The sequence below is a fragment of the Pseudoalteromonas sp. GCY genome (assembly GCF_016695175.1).
Classification (GTDB): domain Bacteria; phylum Pseudomonadota; class Gammaproteobacteria; order Enterobacterales; family Alteromonadaceae; genus Pseudoalteromonas.
This window is the reverse complement of the sequence record NZ_CP068022.1, coordinates 361750-379231: the sequence shown is the minus strand read 5'-3', so window position 1 is coordinate 379231 and position 17482 is coordinate 361750. Positions and strand designations below refer to the sequence as shown.

Below are 17482 nucleotides of genomic sequence, written 5' to 3'. Positions count from 1 at the left end.
TGTAATGGTATGTAACTTTTGTACCATCGACATGGATTCTACAGCACCTAGACGGCTTCTAATTTCTTCTTTTGCATACTGCGCTCTAGGATTTGCTGAATTTGAACAGCAGAGTATATGAATAAACGTATTTTTTTGCAGATCAGTGGCTTAGTTTTTTTTACTATTTTGGTGAGTGGTGGCCTATTTTATTGGTCTACTTTGTTAAACCACTCAATTTCTTCATTTCATCAGTCATGGCAGTCTGAGACTGAAGTTGCAATTAAACGTGCTGAACTGCTAGCTGAGCTGGAGCGTAGTTTTGGTTACAACGGCTTTATTCATCACTTCAAAAATTATGTACTGCGGCAAGACGAAATTTATTACGAACAGGCTTTAGCTAATGTTGAAGCGACCAAAGCGACAATCCTGAAATTGCAAAGTACGGCGCTAAGCAGCCAAGAGACAAAGGCATTAGCCGCTATTCAACACACCTTTGATGAATATACACAAATGCTTGCGCTTGCTAAGTCAAAATTCACATCGAGAAGGTTGCGCTCTGAGGCTGTGGATCGCTTAGTGAAAGTAGATGACACGGACGCAGAAGCTGCATTTAATTATTTGCGTAAGTCAATTGGAGAGAAATTTGAGCTTGCAAAGCAAAACCAATCGGTAAAGCTTGCTCAAACCCAAGAGTTGAGTAACACCGGTGTATTGTTGCTGCTACCAATAGTCTTGTTGTTTGCTGGCTTAAACATTTTTACGCTTATTTTTGTGATTAAACTTATCAACGAAAAACGAAAGCTATTCAACTCTACTCCTGATGCCATTTTATATTGTGATAAAGACGGTAGACTTACAGAGGTCAATAAGGCCTGCACAGACTTGTTTGGGTATCAGCCTCAAGAGCTATTAGGTATGCAGGTTGAAGATCTCATTCCAGAGCGGTATACCGGTAAACACGTCGTGGACAGAGAGAAGTTCCAAGGCACCTCTACCATGCGCAGAGTGACGCATGATGGCGTAAAAATTGTAGGGCGGCACCGAACAGGCGTGGAGATCCCGGTGGATATCGCGTTATCCACTGTGTCCGTCTCTAAAAATGATGTTTTTATTGCGGTGATCCGAGATTTACGTCAAGAACAAGAATTGAAGAACCGGGCTGAACTGGATTTCTTAACTCAGGTTATGAATCGCAGAAAGATTGAAGCACTGCTAAAAGAAGAAGTGCAGCGGGCTATACGCTATCATCGAGCGCTATCGCTACTGGTAATCGACGTTGATCATTTTAAACAGCTTAATGACACCGCAGGACATCAAGATGGTGATAATGCATTGAAAGAAGTTGGGCAATTTTTAAGAGAGCAAGCACGCCCAAGCGACCATATTGGACGATGGGGCGGTGATGAATTTGTGATTATTTGCCCTGAAACTCGGCCGGATGCCGCGCTTAATTTTGCACAACGACTGGTGCATGAATTTACTCGCTTCACCAGTTTTGGACTGACATTTAGCATTGGCGTCGCGGGATATGAGCTCATTGGAGAAAGCTTTAATCACAAACGATGTTTTGAAGAAGCTGATTTAGCCCTCTATGAGTCGAAAAAGTTAGGTCGAGATCGTGCTTCGCTTTATATCGCGCCACGCAGTTCTCGCGACAAAAAGGCATAGTCTAAAACGAGATCTTTTACTTTAGCCGCTAAAAACCTTACAATTTGCGCCCAGTTTAGACTTGTGGCGGATGTTGATGCATAAAATAGAAGACCTCATTGCTGTTTTTAATGGGTTATTCCTGCACACGCTCAACACGGAGCTGGTAGTGGGCGACGACGAACCTATCTATTTACCTGCAAATGAATCATACCCTCATCATCGCATTATTTTTGCTCATGGCTTTTATGCTAGTGCTTTGCATGAAGTTGCGCACTGGCTTGTTGCGGGTGAAGCGCGTCGGCAACTCGAAGATTATGGCTACTGGTATTGTCCCGATGGACGAGATAAAGCGCAGCAGCTTGAATTTGAAAAAGTTGAAGTGAAACCACAAGCGATTGAGTGGGCGCTAAGTGTCGCAGCTGGTTTTTCATTTAATGTTTCCGTTGATAACCTCAATGGTGAACAAACTTGCCGTTTCAGCTTTCAACAACGGGTACATCAGCAAGTGCTAGCTTTATTAGAAAGCGGATTCAATACCAGAACGACTCAACTACTCAACGCATTAAGCAATTTTTATAATACACCTTGGCCTTTACGCCAGCAGCAATTTAACTGGGATATCCCGACAGAGCTAAGCATGGAGTTTGACGATGCAATTTAAGCTTGGACTTATCATCAACCCTTTAGCTGGGCTTGGTGGGAGCGTTGCACTAAAAGGTAGCGATGGCGCAGAAACAGCCCAACAAGCATTGGCACTAGGTGCAGAGCCTCGTGCTAATCAGCGAGCAAAAACGGCTTTGACGCAACTGCTTCCACATCTAGAGAACATCGAAATATTTACTGTTAACGGTGAGATGGGGGAGCGCACGGCAAAAGAGCTGGGTTTTAACACCCAAGTGATTTACCAAACTCAAAGCACGACAACTCGTCCTGAAGATACCGAGAGCGCAGCGCAAATGATGCAACAGCTCGGTGTTGATTTGATTTTATTTGCAGGTGGCGATGGTACTGCCCGCAACATTTGCCACGCCGTGGGTGATTCATGTCCTGTACTTGGGATCCCTGCTGGGTGCAAAATTCATAGCGGCGTATACGCGATAACGCCAAAAGCAGCAGGTAGAGTCGTTGAGCTTTTGGTTACCGGAGAGCTTGTCTCCATTGGCGAAGCCGATGTGATGGACATTGATGAAGCTGCATTTCGTGAAGGGACAGTGCGCGCTAAGCGATTTGGTGAAATGCAAGTGCCGACCGAGCTGAGATATGTGCAAGCGGTGAAAAACGGTGGCAAAGAGAGCGATGATCTGGTGTTGGCAGATATCGCCGCCTATGTGGTTGCCGAAATGGAAGAAGACGAAACCTATATCATGGGATCTGGTTCTACCGTTGCAGCAGTGATGGAAGAGATGGGACTTGATAATACACTTCTAGGTGTTGATGTAGTAAGGGACCAAGCGCTGATCGCGCAAGATCAAACTGCGCAGCAATTGTTATCGCTTGCTGATGACAAAACAAAGCTACTGATCACATTAATTGGTGGGCAAGGACACATTTTTGGCCGCGGTAATCAGCAGCTAAGCCCTAACCTCATCAAAAAAATCGGCAAAGATAATATTATCCTTATCGCCACAAAATCGAAATTAAAGGCCTTAAATGGTCGTCCTTTAATTGCTGATACCGGTGACGAACAACTTGATGAGTCCTTAGCTGGATTTATTAAAGTGATCACTGGATTCAATGACCATGTAATGTACGCCATAGGCCATCAAGAATAATTTAGGAATAAATATGTCTTTAGTAGAATATGTAGAGAAAGCGCAGCAGTTTTTTGATGAGCTTGTTGATAGAGCGAGTGATGATGAGCTATTTGCTGGCGGCTATTTACGCGGTCACTTTGACTTAGCGGTAGGCTATGCACAAGTAGAGGAAGCAGATCTTTCAATTGATGAGTTAAATGCCAAAGTTGAAAGCAGCTTAGTAAAAGCATACCGAAATGGAGAGCTAAATGACGATGATAAAGCGCACGTGGTCTCTATTTGGGAGCAGGTGCAAAATTTAAAATAACCGCACCTCGCCTGAATGTAGCAGATGCTAGAAGTCTAATTTGCATCTGCTACTCAGCCTCGCTTGGCTTTACATCAAAAATCGCCAATAGATGAACAACAGTGCAAAGCCTACTAAATAAACCAGCCCCAGTCCCGTTAGAACCTTCGTATGAATTGGTTGACGGCGATAGATCTCACCTTTCACTAATCCTAAATTCATCCAAGCAAAGATAGGTGTAGTGACAAACGCTGAGCTCATGGCAAACATTAGCATGCTCTTTAAGTCGGCTTTAAAAAACAGTACTACGGCCATACCAAGCGTTGCTTGTAGCAATAGAATGAGCGTGTAACTCTTTTTCGTTGTATTAGGTCGTAACAGCTGAAGCGATTCACTAAGCACTCGGGAGTAGCCGTCTAACACCGTGATCGTTGTTCCAAACATACACAAAAATGCGACGCCAGCAATTAGCCATCTGGCCCATTCGCCAATCGTATTGGCATACATATCAATGAGCTGCTGTGAGAACGCAACACCTGCGAGTTCCACAGGCTTATCTTGACCGTATTGCATTAGCATACCGAGTAAACAAAAAACGACCGCAAGACCCAGCGTAACAAAATATCCCACCTTGAAATCCAGCAGGATCTGGCTACTTGTTAGCGGTTGTTTCGACATCTTCGTTTTTAGCCAAGAGGAATTAATGGCTGAAATCTCGATTGGTGCGGGCATCCAACCCATCAAGGCAACTAAAAACCCCAGTAGTGCGATGTCGTAGGGGGAAACCGGATCAATGGGGGCTGGATGGGCAGGTCCATTATTAGCCGCAATGGCAAGTGCCATAACCGTGGAAATGGTCAAAATTATCATTACCCATTTGCTCGTTAAATCGAGTATTTTATAGTGCCCAACCAATAAGATTGCCAAGCAGCTAGCCAAAAGTATAAAGCTTAACAATTCAGTATTTATTGGAAATGGCAGCGAGTAGCTCAAGAGACTTGCGGTAAGTAATAGCACACCTGCGGTATTTACAATGGCTGCGAAAATATTGAGTAGCACAAAAACCTTAAATCCGAAGCGGTAATGTGCGTGATAGCCTTCGACGACAGTATGCTTAGAGTGGCTTGTGTACTCGACTGCATATTTAAAAAAGGGATATTTGAGCAAATTAACAGCAACAATTAACCAGATCAATTGACTACCAAATAGTGCCCCTGCCTGAGTTGACGAAACGAGATGTGAACCACCGATAGCAGCGGTTGCCATTAATATTCCAGGCCCAAAGATGGCAAATTTGCCTTTAAGAGATAGCAGCGCTGGCAATGTAAATTCCTTAAGTCTTTGTTATTTTAATTTTGCTGCCAGTCTACGAAGTTTTAAGAATTGCCGCAACACTGTCGTTGAGTCGCATTTCACAGACGGTGTTGAGTGTGAGATAACTAGTCGCTTACTCATCCTGCTCTAAAAAGTATTCATCTAGGTCTTCTTTGATGTCCTGATAATCATCTTCATCTAAATTTAAGACCTTCAATACATCTGCTTTCATTAAGTGCCAATCAGGCGCGGCAACAAAACGTTTATTGATATGTACAAAATTTTCCGCCATTTTTAGAGCGGCGAAAGCTAATTTCTGCTCTTCATCTTTACAGCTTCCCAAAAATTCAGGGTCATGATGACATAAAATCATCTGACAAATACTTTGTGGTAAATTCCAAGAAGCTGCGAGGAAGTAGCCGATAATAGCATGATTGGTCTCGTACTTTTCCTCTTCGTGCTCGACTAACAGCTTGTCGTAATCTTTGTTAGCGGCAATGAGCGTTTCCATATAATCGGGGTAATTTACCGCCATAGCGGCAATCCCTGCGTCGTGAAATAAGCCTAGTAAGTGCAAGTTTTCAACAGGAACACGCGATTTAAGTTTATTACCAATCACCATAATGCTATCTGCGATGTCTGAAGCGTTATCCCAAAACCGCTCCAAACTGATACAACATTTACGTTGGTCAAAGGTTTGTTTAAGCAAAAAGCCAGTCACAAGCTTGCTGATAGAGTCTAGGCCGAGAAAGACGACAGCCTGTTTTACATCAGTTACCGTTCTTGCCAAGCCGTATAGGGGCGAGTTGATGATTTTTAACACCGCAGCTGCGGTGCTGACATCATGTGCGATGATAGAAGCGATGTCGTTCAGATCTGGATCCGGTGCAGCAAGTGCTGCTTGCAACTCGCTTATTAGCGCGGGCTTAGGTGGTAAATTAAAACCATGTTTGACGTCAGCTAGCACTTTGTCGTCTAGATCTATCATCTAAAAATCCTTAATTTCAGACATATAAAAAGCATAGCGTAAATTCTTTATTGAACACTGACTTGAGACAAAAAAATATCAAGTCGACTACTAATTCGGCAAAGTGTCTCGTCAATAGGCACGTTTTCTTGCTTAACATGTAAATATTAAGTTATGGTTAAGCAATTTTTTTCTTAGGGCAATGGTATGCACGAAACACAACAAGCGAACTCGCAAAACTCTGCGATCACCCGTTTTTTAAACGGGATAGAGCGGGTGGGGAATAAACTTCCTGATCCTGCAATCATTTTCTTATCAGCAATGTTGCTGATTTGGCTGCTATCTTGGTTATTTTCAGGCGTAGAATTTAGCGCTATTGATCCAAGAACCAATCAGGCGATTGTCGTTCACAATTTATTAGACCCAAATGCGCTTGCCGGATTTATGGCAACGATGGTAAAAACCTTCACGGGATTTGCGCCATTAGGCGTGGTGCTAGTTGCTATGCTAGGTGTGGGTGTTGCTGAACATTCTGGCTATATTAATACTGGCCTTAAAATCATGCTTAAACGCACGCCTCAGGCACTACTAACTCCTTCTATTATTCTTATCGCAATTGTAAGCCACACGGCGACAGATGCCGGATACGTGTTAGTTATTCCGCTTGCCGGTGTTATCTTCTATGCGATGGGAAGACATCCTCTTGCGGGTATTGCAGCGGCATTTGCTGGAGTAAGCGGTGGATTTAGCGCGAACTTTATTCCTTCTGGTATCGATCCGTTGCTACAAAGCTTTACGCAAAGTGCTGCGCAGATCATCGATCCAGAAATCGCGATTAACCCACTAAACAATTGGTTTTTCACCTCTGCATCGAGCTTATTCATTATTTTATTAGGTTGGTATATCACTGATAAAATCATAGAACCAAGACTAAAAGCGACAGAAATTGACGGCGATACAGAGAGTTTGCCTTCGTTTGATGAGATCACCAGTAAAGAAAAGAAAGGCTTTGTGGTAGCGTCCATGGTGATGTTAGCAGGTATCGCGTTATTGGTTTATGCATCAAGCGGCGAAGACTCCGCGCTACGCAGTCCGTCGGGCGCTTTAACTGATTTTAGCGCGCCGTTAATGCAATCAATTGTGCCACTTATTTTCCTGCTGTTTTGGATCCCAGGTGCGGTATACGGTTTCGTTGTCGGTACGTTTAAAACCTCAAAAGACATGATTGATGCCATGACCAAAGCCATGAATAGCATGTCTTACTATATTGTTATGGCGTTTTTCTGTGCACTTTTCATCAGTGCCTTCAGCCATTCAAATTTGGGTGCATTGCTTGCCATTGAAGGGGCTCAAGTATTAAAAGCATTGGCGCTTCCAAGCTATGTTACTGTGATTGGTATTATCTTCCTAACCGCATTTGTAAACCTATTTGTGGGGTCAAGCTCTGCGAAGTGGGCGTTACTGGGGCCGATTTTTGTTCCAATGTTAATGCAATTGGGTATTTCACCAGATTTAACACAAGCGGCTTATCGTGTTGGTGATTCTGGCTCAAATATAATCACTCCGCTTATGCCTTACTTCCCGCTGGTTGTGGTTTACTGCCAGAAATACGTTAAGTCGACAGGAATAGGTACATTGATAGCGATGATGTTGCCTTACTCGATTGCCTTTTTGATTGGTTGGAGCATCTTCTTATTGATCTACTGGATGCTTGGTATTCCGCTAGGTCTGCAAGCGAGTTATGCATATCCAGCTGGAATGTAATTTGAGGAATGTAACTTCAGGGGATCCTTAAAACAATGAACTCCTGATCCAAACCTTAGATTAAGTAATAAAAAGCGCTGTTCAGTGAAATGACAGCGCTTTTTATATACTGCTATTTGTACTGCGCCTTATGCTGCTTTATTGATACCCAACCAAGAAAATGAGCGATTTAAAAATGCACCAGCACCTGTTTCAATGCATTCACCATGGGCAATAACGATATATTGAGGTTGCCAAGCAGCCATCTTTGAAAAACAGGCTCGGGCTTGCTGCTTCCCAAACACAAACGAAGTTCGCCAGTCTATGGGCGTTTTACCGTTAGGGCTAATAATCCCGGTGATTTTCGCTAATACTTTTTTAAAACCGGAGAAGTGGTTAGGGTGAAAGTTCTCGATAAGATCTGTCAAAATTAATGTACTGCTCTCTTTGTGGAAGAATACGACTTCTTCCATCACCGCGCTGCCTTTAAAAATGAGTTGCTCAATATCTCCTTGCCACTCGGGTTCTGCCATGTCGCCCAGTTGGCGCTGAAAAGTAAGATCAGGCCGTTTCTTGTCGACACCTGGAGAAGCAAACATAATCGCATGTGGGAACTTTTCCTGCCAATCTCCCATAAATAGGTGATGAAGTTTATTTGGAGAAATTAGATAGCTGACTTGCCCAAGTTGAGTTAATTCACTGAGCAGTTCATCCGTTAATTTTCCGGGAGAGTGGACCCATAATGCGCCAGAGGAAAGCTTTACTATGGTGCTTCGGGTAGTGTATGGCATGCCAAAAAATGGTACAGCTGGGCCGTTGTGGATCCAAATGTTTTTACCAATTGCAATTAATTCGCTCATCTAATTTCCTTACTCTTGCTAGCATAGATAACTATATCAGGGAAATTTTTTGTTTGAAATATAGCCTTTAGCAAATTTGCATGAGATTTATTTGAGTATCTATATTGGTCGAATTTGTGCATCAATTTTCAAGCGTTAGTTCATCATTTTTAGTTTCGGTAGCGGCCTGGATCTTCTGCATCTAGTTGAATCGTTCCTGCACTTTTGAGTAGTTGAATGGCGATGTAGATAAGATATGCAGCGCCGATTAATTTAGCTACTTGTAAGATCCAAGGTGAGGCTTGCATCAGTGCGCCGACACCAAACCCAACCCAGTACCAATTCCCAAGGCTGTAATTGCGCCATGTAGTCTGCCGTAATTTAGGCTCTGTCTGACCGTGATAACAAAGTCAGGGCCCGGCAAGATCACTGCAACAAAATGAATGATGGCTAATGATAAAAACTCTGGCCCTATACCCTGCAACTCGCCATATTCCAGCAAAGATGAGTATTTTTGCTGACTTTATTGTACAGCGACTCACAAAGGCTTGCTGATCTTTGCAGTGTTGAGAGCTTAATTAGTTTTAACTTTTAGAGCGAAAAGCGATAACTTAATGTTGCACTCGCTTGATATTGGCTCATTATTTCGTTGTCGAAGTGCCAGCTACAGGTATTTTGGGTTTCTGGATCGACATCGCAAGTGACTTTAGAGTTGTTGTTGAGGATAGTTGCAATCCATCGTGCTTCAGCACCGAGATGAAAACCTGCGCCAAGGTTGTATTCAAAACCCGTGTATAACCCTGATGCAAAGAAAGTGTCAGAGTCGATAAAATTAGGGTCAACAAAGGTCGCACCAATTTGTAAGCCTAGATAAACATCTAAGTTGTCTGTGAGAGGGCGTACCACTGCACTTTGAAATAATAGATATTCCATTTCCACTTTATTTAGCGGATAAGCGGTAAGTTGGGTCTCAGTTTTTCCGTAGTAGAAGCCATAACGGCCTTCAGGTACATATTTATCGATACTTAATCCAAAGTGCGAATCGTCTTCTAATTCATACTTTTGATGGCGAGAAGTTTTGATATCACTGCTGTAAGTTTTGCCACCATATATTGAGACACCAAAGTCTCCATAGTCTGCGGCACTGACGTTGCTCGAAACAACTAACGCCAAAATAGTAGCTACTGAAGCAAATTTCATAACGTTCATATCCTTGAGTCGGAATAATTTTTTAGAATTGGGCTCTAGTATATCAATGATGAAAGAAAATAATAACGAGCTTGGTCTATTTACTTGCATTTCTTTGGTTAGATTTTTATTATTACTTCGCTTAATTGATTTGGAAAAGTACCTTGCAAGTATTCTTACGTTTACTTATCACAATGTTCGTGGTGGCTACACTTAGTGGTCAAAACGCGGCTGCCTCTATGGCAGCATGTGAAATGCATGGTACTGCAAGTCATAAAACATCTCATCAAATGCTTCAAAGTGACGTGCAATCGGCTGATCCTCATCATCATGAAATAGAAATAATGGTTGAGATGGATTGCTGTGACCCTCAGAACACAGCACAATGCAGCGATTGTACTTGCCCCACACATATGTGCTCCACAAACCTTGCAGCGTTTTCGCCAAGGGATTGGATAGCGCCTATTGTACTGAAAAACGACAAATTAAGCTTCACAAGTGGTCAGCTTAGTGACTACCCTCGCTCTCTTTATAAACCCCCAATACTTGCCTAACCTCAGGGCAGATCTGCCTTAATTTCAAAGTTTTGTACGATTAATCGTCTATTTTGGCGTAATTTTCAACGAATTTATTGATACCAGTTGCAGTAATTTAATTGGTATTGCATGCGAGGTTAGCATGAAAAAGCTTTATTTAGTGATGACGCTATGGTTAATGAGCGCCATGGCATACGGTAAATCCAATATAGAATTGGAAGTCTTTAAATCCCCAACCTGCGGCTGTTGTGAGCTATGGTTAAATCATTTAACTGCACAAGGTATCGCGCACAAAGCCACCGATTTAAATTATCTTGGCTCACTTAAGAGTAAGTTTGGTATTAAGCAAAATTATCAATCTTGTCACACAGGGGTTTCTAAAAATGGTTTTATTTTTGAAGGGCATGTTCCTGCCAAGTTTATTAAACAGTTTTTGCAAAACGAAACGTTAACTCAAGATAAGCAAAATATCGGCTTAAGTGCGCCGGCAATGCCACTTGGATCGCCCGGTATGGAAGTTGGTGAGCGTTTTATGCCTTATCAAGTATTGCTACTCAAAAAAGATGGGAGCTATGAGGTTTTTGCTGAAATTGACAGTTATGAGGAGCAATTCTAATGACAATCAAAGTTTCCCTGTTTATCGCAACTCTGATACTGCCACAGATAGCACAGGCCAACATTGCAACGTTAGAGCAAGCAATAGATGCCGCCATCAGCAACGATCCTTGGCTTAAATCTAGCCAATACAAGCGTTCTGCGATGCAGTCGATGAGCCGTGAAGCGCTAAGCTATCCTGATCCTCAGGTGTCCATCGGCATGATGAACCTGCCTGTTGATAGTTGGGAGTTTAACCAAGAAGGGATGACCCAGCTTAAAGTTGGTGTGATGCAGATGTTGCCGCGAGGAGATAGCCTCGAAATTAAGAGCCAGCAATTGGCACTTGACGCGAAAAAGCAACCGATTTTACAAGCGGATAGAAAAGCGCAAGTGCGCCGCGACGTTTCTCAAGTGTGGCTTGATATTGTACAAGCCAAAAAGACGTTAGAACTGATTGAACGCGATAGTGTGCTGTTTGACCAAATGGTAGAAATCGCCAATGCTAGCTACTCCAATGCGCTGGGTGCAACACGCCAGCAAGATGTGATCCGTGCTCAGCTTGAGGTGATGCAATTAGACGACAAGCGTTCCGCGGCTTATCAGCAGCTTAACACCGCTAAGGCAAAGCTTTCGCAGTGGCTATTAAATGATGCATTCACTAATTCAAATGCGCTGAGTGTCCTTGATCAAAACGAAGTGACACTGCCGTTGATCCGCTCAATTGCACCAAAGTTAATGCAGCAACGCCCAGTTGATAGCCAAGCTGTAGTACAACATTTGACTCATCACCCGTTGGTTGTTGCAGCCGACGTTGATACATACCGCGCCAATCAAGGGGTAAAGTTAGCTGAGCAGGCGTATAAACCACAGTTTTCCGTCAATGCGAGTTATGCGTATCGGGATGATGCACCGGATCAGATGTCTCGCACTGACTTTTTTAGCGTTGGTGTGTCATTCGACGTTCCGTTATTTACAGATGGAAAACAAGACCAGCAAAAAGCGGCAGCGACTGCACAAGTTGAGGCGAGTAAAACGGAGCGGTTGCTGGTGCTAAAGCAGCTGTTTTCAAACTTAAATGGAGAAATTCAAACTATCCAAAGATTACAAGAGAGGCAATCGCTATATGCAAAATCAATTGTGGCACAAAGCGCTGAACAGGCCGAAGCTGCATTGACCGCTTATACCAATGATGACGGCGACTTTTCCGAGGTAGTGAGGGCGCGCATTGCGAAACTGAATGCCCAGTTATCAGCGCTTTCCATTGATATTGCATTGTTAAAAGCGGTGGTACGCAGTAACTACTATTTGGCTCAAATTGAAGAGGGTGCAAGCCATGAATAACAACTTAAAAATGACGCTTGTTGCCGTCACTACATTAACGGTCGGCGTGCTAGTTGGGATGGATCTCTCTTCAAGTAACGAGTCTGCCGTAACGCAAAACGCTGAGAAAGCGCCGCTTTATTGGGTTGCGCCTATGGATCCGAACTATCGTCGTGATAAGCCCGGTAAGTCTCCGATGGGAATGGATCTCGTGCCTGTGTACGAAGAAGAGTCCGCGAATGCAAAATTTGGTGAGGGGGTTGTGGAGATAGCTCCTCACGTTGAAAACAACTTGGGCGTTCGTACCGCGGTGGTCATGCGTCAAGCGATGTCTCATCAAATCCGTACTGTTGGGTATGTTCAATACAACGAAGATAGCTTAGTTCACATTCACCCCCGAGTTGAGGGCTGGGTTGAAACGCTCTACGTGAAAGCAGCAGGAGATCCAGTGAAGCAAGGCGAGCCATTGTATACCTTATACTCGCCGCAACTGGTCAATGCGCAAGAAGAATACCTTATTGCTAGAAAGCGTAATAATCAGGCGCTGATAAACGCAGCACACAAAAGGCTCAAGGCATTGCACCTGAGTGATGACTTTATCAATACGCTTAAAAAAACGGGTGAAGTGCATCAAAGCATTACCTTTTATGCGCGTCAATCTGGGGTGTTGGATGGACTCCAGATCCGAGAAGGGTTTTACGTAAAGCCAGGCACAACGCTTATGAGTATCGCCAAACTTGACGAAATTTGGGTCGAAGCTGACGTATTTGAACGTGATGCTATGTTGGTCGCTCAGGGACAAGCTGTTTCCATGAGGTTAGACTTTTTACCCGGCAGAACGTGGCGAGGGCAAGTCGATTATGTCTACCCCTCACTCAATGAAAAAACACGGACACTTAGAGTAAGGCTTAGATTTGACAACAGTGATGCGCTGTTAAAGCCGAATATGTTTGCACAAGTAAACATTCATGCCGATTCTCGTGACAATGTATTGCAAGTGCCGAGTGAATCTGTGATCCGTACCGCCAAACAAAACCGTGTTGTCGTTGAAGTTGCACCCGGTAGCTTTAAATCGGTTGCCGTTGAACTGGGTCAAATTGGTGATGAAAACATTGAAATCCTCAATGGTCTTAACGAAGGAGACAAGATAGTTACGTCAGCCCATTTCCTGATTGATTCTCAATCGAGCATTACTTCTGACTTTATGCGTATGGCGCCAGTTGCTGAGGCTAAGTCAGTTTGGATTGAAGGAGAAATTCAAAGCGTGAACTACCAAAGCCGAGTGGTGAATATCGATCATCAACCCGTACCTGAGTGGGAATGGCCTGAAATGGTGATGGACTTTACAGTGGCTGAAAGTGTCGATGTTGGAGAATTAAACGCTGGACAGACTTTGCATTTTGAAGCCACGAAACAGGATGACGGTAGCGTATTACTGACTGGCATTCACATTATGTCCGAAGGAAGTACGACCGAAAATACCTTACCAACAGCAACAGTGGGTGGCGTGATAAACGCTATCACCCCTGACACCCGAGTGCTTAATATTTCTCGCGACGCCATTGAAAAATGGGACCGTCCCGCAACAACGATGGACTTTGTTGCAGCAGAGCACATTGATTTAAGCCAGCTTATGACGGGAATGAAGGTGACTTTCACCTTTGAAGTGGGTGACGAATTTGTGGTGACTGATATCAAACCTGCAGGTGAGATGTCGATGAATATGCACTCAGGCCACTAAGGAGCGTTTACAATGATCCAAGCAATAATTCGCTGGTCAGTATACAACCGTTTTTTTGTGGTACTGCTGACACTTATGCTGGTGGGGGCTGGGCTATTTACCCTTAAAAACACACCTGTCGACGCCATTCCGGACTTGTCTGATGTACAAGTAATTGTCAAAACACCTTATCCAGGACAGGCACCACAAGTGGTCCAAGATCAGGTGACATTTCCGCTGACCACGGCAATGCTCTCCGTGCCGGGCGCAAAAACCGTACGTGGTTATTCCTTCTTTGGGGATTCCTATGTTTACGTTATTTTTGACGATAAAACGGATCTTTACTGGGCGCGTAGCCGTGTGCTCGAATATCTAAGTCAAGTCGCACCTCAATTACCTGATGCAGCAAAGCCGCAATTGGGCCCTGATGCCACTGGGGTGGGTTGGGTGTATCTTTATGCGCTCGTTGATAAAACCGGTAAACACGATATTAGCCAACTACGCAGCTTACAAGATTGGTTCTTAAAGTTTGAGCTGCAATCGGTTGCTGGCGTGTCAGAAGTGGCGCCGATTGGCGGTATGGTGAAACAGTATCAAGTACAGGTTGATCCCAATAAACTGCGCGCATACGGCATTCCGCTTACGCATGTACAGCAGGCGTTGCAACGTGGCAACCAAGAATCGGGTGCTTCCGTGATTGAGATGGCCGAAGCTGAATATATGGTGACAAGTACTGGATATATTCAAAACGTTAAAGACATTGAGGCCATACCTCTTGGGCAAGCAGTAAAGGGTACACCATTAACGATAGCAGACGTTGCATCTGTCAATATCGGACCGCAAATGCGTCGTGGCATTGCCGAGCTTAACGGCGAGGGAGAAGTTGTGGGCGGTGTTGTGGTTATGCGCTTTGGAGAAAACGCGCAAAAAACCATAGATGGGGTGAAGCAAAAGCTCGCCGAGCTACAACAAGGCTTGCCTGAAGGGGTGGAAGTGGTAACGGTTTATGATCGCTCCGAACTTATCACCAATGCTATTGATAATCTTTGGTCTAAGCTGCTCGAAGAGCTGGTGGTGGTGGCACTAGTGTGTGTGGTGTTCTTATTTCATATTCGCTCTTCGGTGGTTGCGGTGATCACTTTGCCACTTGGCATTTTGGTTGCTTTTATCGTGATGTACTTTCAAGGTGTGAACGCAAATATCATGTCTCTTGGTGGGATTGCCATAGCTATCGGGGCGATGACCGACGGTGCAATCGTGATGATTGAAAACATGCACAAACACATGGAAAAAACGCCACTCAACGATGAAAACCGCTGGGAAATCGTCGCAAAGTCGGCTTCCGAAGTCGGTCCTGCGCTTTTCTTTAGTTTGTTGATTATCACCGTGAGCTTCTTACCTGTGTTTATTCTTGAGGCGCAAGAAGGGCGTATGTTTGCACCATTGGCATATACTAAAACGTATGCGATGGCCGCATCGGCGGGGCTAGCCATCACACTTATTCCTGTGCTGATGGGGTACTTTATTCGCGGTAAAGTTGTGCCTGAGCATAAAAACCCAATCAATCGAATGTTGGTTGGCGCGTATACGCCGCTATTAAAGCAAGTATTACGCTTTCCCAAGCTGACGTTGCTGGTCGCTGCAGCTATTACAGTCGTTGGATTTTATCCAATGGATAAAATCGGCAGCGAGTTTATCCCACCTTTGGATGAAGGGGATTTAATGTATATGCCGACCACATATCCAAGTATCTCGATTGGTAAAGCAAGAGAAATCTTACAGCAAACCGACAAGTTGATAGCGACGGTACCTGAGGTAAAAAATGTCTTTGGTAAAATCGGTCGTGCTGAAACCGCAACCGATCCAGCCCCGTTGACGATGATTGAGACCTTTATTCAATTAAAACCTAAAGATCAGTGGCGAGAGGGGATGACGACTGAAAAGCTCAAAGCAGAACTCGATAAGCTGGTGCAGTTTCCGGGCTTAACTAATGCTTGGGTGATGCCTATTAAAACGCGTATTGATATGCTCGCAACGGGGATTAAAACGCCTGTCGGGATTAAAGTCGCAGGTCCAGATTTAGATACTATCCAAAAGATTGGTCAAGATCTTGAACGTATTCTGAGTAAGGTAGAGGGCACCGCTTCGGTCTATTCAGAGCGGGTAGCTGGGGGGCGCTATATTAAGGTCGATATTCAACGTGATAAAGCCGCGCGATTTGGGCTAAATATTGCCGATGTCCAGCAAGTGGTCGCAACTGCAATTGGTGGAATGGATGTCACGCAGACCATTGAAGGACAAGAGCGCTATCCGGTTAGTTTGCGCTACCCGCAAGACTTAAGAGATTCTCCAGAAGCGCTGCGAAAGCTCCCGATTGTTACCGCTGAGGGGTTAAATATTGCCCTAGGTGATGTTGCAACTATCTATATTGAAAATGGGCCGCCAGGTATTAAAAGCGAGAACGCTCGCATTAATGGTTGGACGTTTATTGATTTAGACGGTGTCGATGTTGGTAGCTATGTGGCAGCCGCCAAACAAGTGCTGAGCGAGCAGCTGGAATTACCAGCAGGTTATTCCATCAGCTGGGCTGGTCAATACGAGTATATGGAGCGCGCGAAAGCTAAATTGACTTATGTGGTACCGCTCACGCTTGGGATCATTATCGTTTTGCTCTATTTGAACTTTAGAAGTTTTAGCGAAGTGGCGATCATCATGGCAACGCTACCCATGGCGATGATTGGTGGGTTATGGTTACTATACCTAGAGGGTTTTAACTTTTCGGTCGCAGTTGGCGTTGGCTTTATTGCACTGGCAGGTGTTGCTGTTGAAATCGGGGTGATCATGCTCGTGTATCTCAACCAAGCCATAAGCGAGCTTAAGGAGAAACAACCGATCATAACCCTTGAGGCTATTAATAACGCTATTTTAGAAGGCGCGGGTAAACGTATTCGTCCAGTCATGATGACGGTGGCAACGATTATCATTGGGCTATTGCCAATCCTTTACGGCTCAGGCACTGGCTCTGAGGTAATGAGCCGCATTGCCGCGCCTATGGTGGGCGGTATGGCAAGCGCGCTATTGCTCACCTTAGTCGTGCTACCTGTAGTTTATATGTTGATGATCCGTTGGCGTCTAAGAGTGACAAGTTAGCTTATAAAGTGCTCAATAAAAACTTTGCCTATCCTATTTGGCTAGGCAAAGTCGGTGAGTTTTGTACAAAAAAGAGATTTAGTAAAGTTGTTTTCTCCTATGTTAAATAGGTTACTGCCCATATTACGCAACCGACCCTACTCTAATAAAATCAATGTAATACCTCGTCAATTAATCTTTTAATTCGGCCGATAGATAATCTTTATTTTAATGTGATTTATGCCAATTTCATTAATTGAATTAGCTGTTTTTAAACATGAAAATAGCTTTAGTAGTTATCAAAAAATGCTGCTAATAATGACATAAAAAATTCATAAATTAGTTGAGCTTCTAAGTTGCTGAAAAAGGTATATTTTTAAAGGGAAATAAAAGTAAATTGAAAATAATTCATTATAAAGCTGTTTGTTGGTTGATAAAAGGACTACACTAGTGTTCC

At 43.9% G+C, this 17482-nt stretch carries 15 protein-coding genes; 9 read left to right on the top strand and 6 right to left on the bottom strand.

Features of this window, described 5'->3' with window-relative positions; all coding sequences use genetic code 11:
* The first annotated feature begins 117 nt into the window (after positions 1-117).
* The 4 genes from JJQ94_RS01555 to JJQ94_RS01540 all read left to right on the top strand — a co-directional run bounded on the left by JJQ94_RS01555 (position 118) and on the right by JJQ94_RS01540 (position 3693).
* Positions 118-1650 (top strand): sensor domain-containing diguanylate cyclase, encoded by a 1533-nt coding sequence (locus tag JJQ94_RS01555; protein ID WP_099028514.1) that lies wholly within the window; start codon positions 118-120, stop codon positions 1648-1650.
* Between the two features lie 76 nt (positions 1651-1726).
* The gene (locus tag JJQ94_RS01550) at positions 1727-2293 is read left to right on the top strand and encodes an elongation factor P hydroxylase (RefSeq protein WP_045990526.1); all 567 of its coding nucleotides are present in this window, start codon (positions 1727-1729) and stop codon (positions 2291-2293) included.
* Entirely contained in the window at positions 2283-3404 is a 1122-nt protein-coding gene (locus JJQ94_RS01545; RefSeq protein ID WP_099028515.1) for an ATP-NAD kinase family protein, read from the top strand. Before JJQ94_RS01550 ends, JJQ94_RS01545 begins: the two co-directional genes overlap by 11 nt.
* 13 nt (positions 3405-3417) lie before the next feature.
* A complete protein-coding gene (locus JJQ94_RS01540) occupies positions 3418-3693 on the top strand; it encodes a YfcL family protein (protein WP_010377735.1) in 276 nt (91 codons plus the stop codon).
* 69 nt (positions 3694-3762) lie between these two features.
* On the opposite strand, the gene JJQ94_RS01535 is transcribed toward JJQ94_RS01540, so the two are convergent.
* Together JJQ94_RS01535 and JJQ94_RS01530 are read right to left on the bottom strand one after the other, a co-directional pair.
* Entirely contained in the window at positions 3763-4995 is a 1233-nt protein-coding gene (locus JJQ94_RS01535) for an NRAMP family divalent metal transporter (protein WP_099028516.1), read from the bottom strand.
* 124 nt (positions 4996-5119) lie between these two features.
* A complete protein-coding gene (locus tag JJQ94_RS01530; protein ID WP_099028517.1) occupies positions 5120-5974 on the bottom strand; it encodes an HDOD domain-containing protein in 855 nt (284 codons plus the stop codon).
* Between the two features lie 186 nt (positions 5975-6160).
* On the opposite strand from JJQ94_RS01530, the gene JJQ94_RS01525 reads away from it, so the two are divergent.
* Positions 6161-7717 (top strand): AbgT family transporter, encoded by a 1557-nt coding sequence (locus tag JJQ94_RS01525; protein WP_099028518.1) that lies wholly within the window; start codon positions 6161-6163, stop codon positions 7715-7717.
* Positions 7718-7845: 128 nt separating this feature from the next.
* Here the strand turns inward: JJQ94_RS01525 and JJQ94_RS01520 are convergent, their stop codons facing one another.
* From JJQ94_RS01520 to JJQ94_RS01505, 4 genes are all read right to left on the bottom strand, one after another.
* Positions 7846-8556, bottom strand: coding sequence for a DUF4336 domain-containing protein (locus tag JJQ94_RS01520; RefSeq protein WP_099028519.1), 711 nt, complete (start codon positions 8554-8556; stop codon positions 7846-7848).
* Positions 8557-8705: 149 nt separating this feature from the next.
* Positions 8706-8843: a LysE family transporter gene (locus tag JJQ94_RS24060; RefSeq protein ID WP_236596468.1), complete on the bottom strand. Its 138-nt coding sequence runs from the start codon at positions 8841-8843 to the stop codon at positions 8706-8708.
* Between the two features lie 283 nt (positions 8844-9126).
* Positions 9127-9735 (bottom strand): outer membrane beta-barrel protein, encoded by a 609-nt coding sequence (locus JJQ94_RS01510; RefSeq protein WP_099028520.1) that lies wholly within the window; start codon positions 9733-9735, stop codon positions 9127-9129.
* Positions 9736-9960: 225 nt separating this feature from the next.
* Complete coding sequence (locus JJQ94_RS01505; RefSeq protein ID WP_172439875.1) at positions 9961-10134, bottom strand: hypothetical protein; 174 nt, start codon at positions 10132-10134, stop codon at positions 9961-9963.
* A gap of 267 nt (positions 10135-10401) precedes the next feature.
* Here JJQ94_RS01505 and JJQ94_RS01500 point away from each other — a divergent pair, with 267 nt between their 5' ends.
* Genes JJQ94_RS01500 through JJQ94_RS01485 form a run of 4 tightly spaced genes read left to right on the top strand, consistent with a single transcriptional unit; the run spans position 10402 to position 17046 of the window.
* On the top strand, positions 10402-10875 hold the full coding sequence (locus JJQ94_RS01500) for a DUF411 domain-containing protein (RefSeq protein ID WP_099028521.1): 474 nt from the start codon (positions 10402-10404) through the stop codon (positions 10873-10875).
* Positions 10875-12197 carry a TolC family protein gene (locus JJQ94_RS01495; RefSeq protein WP_099028522.1) on the top strand — a complete coding sequence of 441 codons (1323 nt, stop codon included), beginning with the start codon at positions 10875-10877 and terminating at the stop codon, positions 12195-12197. Before JJQ94_RS01500 ends, JJQ94_RS01495 begins: the two co-directional genes overlap by 1 nt.
* On the top strand, positions 12190-13917 hold the full coding sequence (locus JJQ94_RS01490) for an efflux RND transporter periplasmic adaptor subunit (RefSeq protein WP_099028523.1): 1728 nt from the start codon (positions 12190-12192) through the stop codon (positions 13915-13917). The genes JJQ94_RS01495 and JJQ94_RS01490 overlap by 8 nt, the downstream gene beginning before the upstream one ends.
* A 12-nt stretch (positions 13918-13929) precedes the next feature.
* Positions 13930-17046 (top strand): efflux RND transporter permease subunit, encoded by a 3117-nt coding sequence (locus JJQ94_RS01485; protein ID WP_099028524.1) that lies wholly within the window; start codon positions 13930-13932, stop codon positions 17044-17046.
* Positions 17047-17482: the final 436 nt, after the last annotated feature.